The organism is Yersinia sp. 1252 StPb PI (assembly GCF_048593885.1).
Taxonomy (GTDB): Bacteria; Pseudomonadota; Gammaproteobacteria; order Enterobacterales; family Enterobacteriaceae; genus Yersinia; species Yersinia enterocolitica_E.
Map to the genome: position 1 here is coordinate 1 of NZ_JAZGQE010000262.1, position 4,505 is coordinate 4,505.

Consider the following 4,505-nt stretch of genomic DNA (forward strand, 5'->3'; position numbering starts at 1 on the left):
AAAAACTAAATTAATCCACGACCATTTAATGAAATAATTATTATGATTTATGCTGTTATAATTACGTTTTATCCAAATACTGATACTGTCGCCAATCTATTACATCTGCTTGCACCGCAATTAAATGGTATTATCATTATCGATAATACACCCAGTGAACGTGTAATAGATATGGGTGATATTGAGTCTGATATTAGCGTAGTAAACCTTGGTGAGAATGTAGGTATTGCTCGGGCCCAAAATATCGGAATTAAATTGGCTGAAGCTCGGGGAGCTACTGATGTTATTTTATTTGATCAGGATTCTTTACCATCGCTATCGCTTATTGAAGATTTATTAACAGCTCGTGACCAAGCTATTAATGATGGCATCGATGTCGCAGCAGTTGGTCCTGTGCATTACGATATAGATAATAGAATCCCGTCTAAATTTTTACGTACAGCCAAATATAATATTAACTTAATCCCCCCTGATTTTACTTCTGCATATCTTTGCGCTGATTTTATAATCGCGTCCGGATCGCTTATTAGCATCCCATCGATAAAAGAAATAGGCTATATGGATGAAACACTTTTTATCGATTGTGTTGATATCGAGTGGGGGTTCCGTGCGCTTAAATGTAATAAAATATGTATTGCTGCACAGTATGCATCGATGGATCATAAAATAGGCGATAAACCAATAGTTATTTTTGGTCGGCAAATAACAACACACATACCAATTCGTCATTATTACTTCTTTAGAAATGTCATGTTATTAATGAAACGAGATTATATCCCAATTGCTTGGAAACTACATGTTTTCCCAAAAGCAATAATCCAGTTTTTTATATTTTCCACTTTACTTAAACCGAGATTTTCGCATTTCAAATATGGTTTAAAGGGTTTCATCCATGGTTTCTTTGGCCGGTCGGGAGCTCTGTGATGAGTAAAATATTATTATACGTAGTCAATGCTGATTGGTATTTCAAACTACATTGGTATAACAGAGCCCAGGCAAATATCGCTAGCGGATATGAAGTTAAAGTGATTTCTAGCTTTTCCACTATGGGCATTAAAGAGGAACTTGAGGAAATTGGTATCGAATGTTTTGATATCAAGCTATCTCGAAGTGGAATTAATCCTTTTTTTGAAATCATGACATTTTACTCAATTCTAAAAGTAGCATCTTTATTAAAACCAGATATAATTCACTCCATTACTGTAAAACCAAATATATATTCTGGCATAATTGGTAGGATCATTCATAGACCTGTAGTGAAGAGCGTTACTGGTTTAGGTGTTATTTTTTCTAACGACTCTATTTTTTTTCGTTCAATAAGGCCATTAATAACTAATTTATATAAACTCGCAGGTTCATCTAAACGCGGTGCTTTTGTATTTGAAAATCATCATGACCTGAGTTTTTTCAAAAAAAATAAAATAACCAACTCTCAAAGTATGTACTTTGTTGAAGGAGCAGGCGTTGATCCGAATATATTTTCATATGATGAAAATATATTCGGAAAACCGAAAATGAAACTACTTTTTGGAGCCAGACTACTGAAGGATAAAGGGCTCGATACGCTCATTATGGCACTAGATGCGTTGTATAAAGAACGGGATGATTTTGAATTATCTATCGCAGGTATTTATGATCTACGTTCTAGGAATTCATTGGCTAAACAAGAAATCGAAGATATTTGCTCTAGACCATTTGTACAATGGTTGGGACGACGTAATGATATGGATGTAGTTATCAAGGAAAATGATCTTGTTGTATTGCCAACACGTTATGGCGAAGGTATTCCTAGGATACTTATTGAAGCTGCATTCTGTGGTCGCCCAGTACTGACGACTAATGTCCCAGGATGCAATGAGTTTATTGAGAATGGCGTCAATGGATACCTTGTTGAGCCCGCAAATGTTGATGCATTAAAAAGAATGCTTTCTCATATTTTTGATAATCAAGATGAAGCCAAAATATTTTCAGCCAAACTCTATGATAAAGTCAAATATGACTATTCAGACTCATCTATCATAGCTAAATTTCAAAAAATCTACTGTAATTTACAGCAAGATTCTCATCTTTAATTTTCTTTAAAAAATGGGTGAGTATTTATCGAACACTTGTATATAAATCATCCAGTTTTTATATCACGAAGATGTTAGGGTAAATCACAAGCGGGTTTATCTGTGGTGTCAGGAGTATAGGGTGGCCGTAAGTGCAAGTGATTGAGCGCCTGTCATTATTGCGCCCAGCCTGACATAGTTTAATGTATGTGATCATGGATGCACAGCTGACTCACTTACATGGATGATTTCACCAAAGAATGCCTAACCATCATTGTGGTATATGAGATATCAGGCAGGTAGGTGTCGCATATTCTCTGCATGACTCTATTCTGTAGTTATCCAGCGGTAATTACGAATAGAGTAGAGTCATGAGTTGACTTGGTAGCCTCGGGCTGATGAACATGATGTGGCATTTGATCCAACCAGCCGAACCTACGCAAATAGTTTATTGGGCATTTTATCTGCTGCTTTCGGGATGGGTGTCTTAACGGACATTAGTTCTGGGATATGGCTCATGCGATAAGAATTATGAGTTAATAGTAGATAAATTATAATGGATATTGCCGAATTTATCGCGTGACTATCTTATTACACCTGGGTTTTCAGTAATTTGGTGCAATGGTGATTTTGGCAGTAATAAAATTGCATAAGGAAGTGAGTACTGTATTTAATTGAGAAGAGGTCAATAATACTTCACCGTTTTAGCAGTGGCTTACTTCATCCGTTTTACATCGGGATGTTTTTCACTCGCCGCTTCATGGTAAATATCAGCTAGCCATCCAGCTATTTCATCTTCAGCTAAAAAGGATGCAATAATGACGTCATATATACGAGATGACTTTCCCTCGTTGCTCTCCATCCGGAATCGCTACCATTCATTGGCGATTTTTTTAACACTGAGACGGTGACCAAAAACATCATAAATAAGCATAATAAAGCCCTCTATCTCAATAGATGCTATGCTATCAGTTGACGTCTATAGAATATGAACAGCAAGATGAAAACGATGTGAATCTCAAACATGTGAACTTAGTTTGAAGTGGGTATCGCTACTTAACGAAGGCTCGGTTTCACGGCTGAGTCTTTTTGTTTATGAATCATCCACAACAGATTAGTCCCAACTTAGTTCCTTACTCGCAATATAGATAGATTGACATAGCTGAGAGATAGTTTGCAATAGCCCACATTTTATTCAAGGCAATGGTATCAATAGCCATATAAAAGTTGTTGGGAACGAGGGGCTGCACTGCCAGTTGATGTAGGAAATTAGCCAGGTAGAGGAGGTGATTGTCCGGTTTCCAATACAAAAGGCCGCCACTAGCATCTGATTGCTTGTTGACATGATGTTTCGTGGCGGAAGCAAGACCGAATCCATAACCTTTTACAGGGTCTCATAGCTTGCTTACAGGTTGACAGACATGAAAGCGCTGTGGATTTGGCACTAAAATGATTGATCAAAAAGTGATCAGTTACAATTGATTTGAAATGACATGCATCACATAACGACAAGTTTGCTCGCTAACCCACTTATTTATATAACGAGGCTCACACAAGGTATGGGGAAGCAAGTAATATATGCAGAATACTTATTTTAACGTTGGTTTCTTAATGGCTGTTTGGGAGCATAGAAGGATTTCAACCTTATCTTCAGCGCTTCAAGCTGGGGGAGGTTAAATCAGAGGATCATCATTTAATAATCATCCTCAACGTCTTTAGCTGCCGAGCGAAGAATGAGCCAGACTATTACCGCGATGATCACAACAATACCGGCTATTATCAACGTTATCTTCAATTCCAAAATTGCCTTATTCAAAGTGTTATTAATACTCATCGCGGTTGAGTAACTAATAAAATAGCGTATGACGCCCGACATTGCTGGATTGAGCGCTTTCTCCGATCAATTAAGTTATGTGATAGCGCTGGCAGGGATGCTAGCAGATATTAAAAGCATAATCGATATGCTACATAGCAATTAGGAGTATTGCTTAGTGGCGATGGTGAGTGTCAAAATTAATGCACGAAAACAGTGCATATCATCAGTAGATAGCCATTCTGATTAAGTAGAAAGCTTTATTTTATAAATTATTTGCCATGATAGACAGCTTCAATATTGTAACCATCTGGATCAAGAACAAATGCAGCATAATAGTTTTCATGATAATGAGGACGGTAGCCAGGCTCTCCATTCGATATTGCACCAGCTTCCATGGCAGCATTATAGAATTGATTGACCTCATTTTTGCTTGCAGCACGGAAAGCGATATGGCTTCTTGGGGTATAAGGTTTACCTTCCATTACCCAAAAGTCACCGCCGGGATCATCCCCATTGGCTGAAATTTTCACACCAAAACCACAGGCATCACCAAGGTTTAGACGTATCTCGTAATTGAGAGGTGCAAGCGCTGCACTGTAAAAATCTTTACTTATTAATATATTAGTAACGTTAATCCC

3 protein-coding genes and 1 pseudogene are annotated in these 4,505 nt (G+C 37.5%); 2 read left to right on the plus strand and 2 right to left on the minus strand.

Going from position 1 to position 4,505, the window contains the following annotated elements; all coding sequences use genetic code 11:
* Positions 1-42 precede the first annotated feature (42 nt).
* Complete coding sequence (locus V2A85_RS22120; RefSeq protein ID WP_420072379.1) at positions 43-924, plus strand: glycosyltransferase family 2 protein; 882 nt, start codon at positions 43-45, stop codon at positions 922-924.
* On the plus strand, positions 924-2,072 hold the full coding sequence (locus V2A85_RS22125) for a glycosyltransferase family 4 protein (RefSeq protein WP_420072380.1): 1,149 nt from the start codon (positions 924-926) through the stop codon (positions 2,070-2,072). Before V2A85_RS22120 ends, V2A85_RS22125 begins: the two co-directional genes overlap by 1 nt.
* A gap of 694 nt (positions 2,073-2,766) precedes the next feature.
* Here V2A85_RS22125 and V2A85_RS22130 read toward each other — a convergent pair.
* Together V2A85_RS22130 and V2A85_RS22135 are read right to left on the minus strand one after the other, a co-directional pair.
* Positions 2,767-2,985 (minus strand): annotated as a pseudogene (locus tag V2A85_RS22130) (DUF7661 family protein).
* Positions 2,986-4,136: 1,151 nt separating this feature from the next.
* Positions 4,137-4,505, minus strand: a 369-nt coding sequence (locus V2A85_RS22135; RefSeq protein ID WP_420072381.1) for a VOC family protein, incomplete at its 5' end; no start/stop codon positions are given.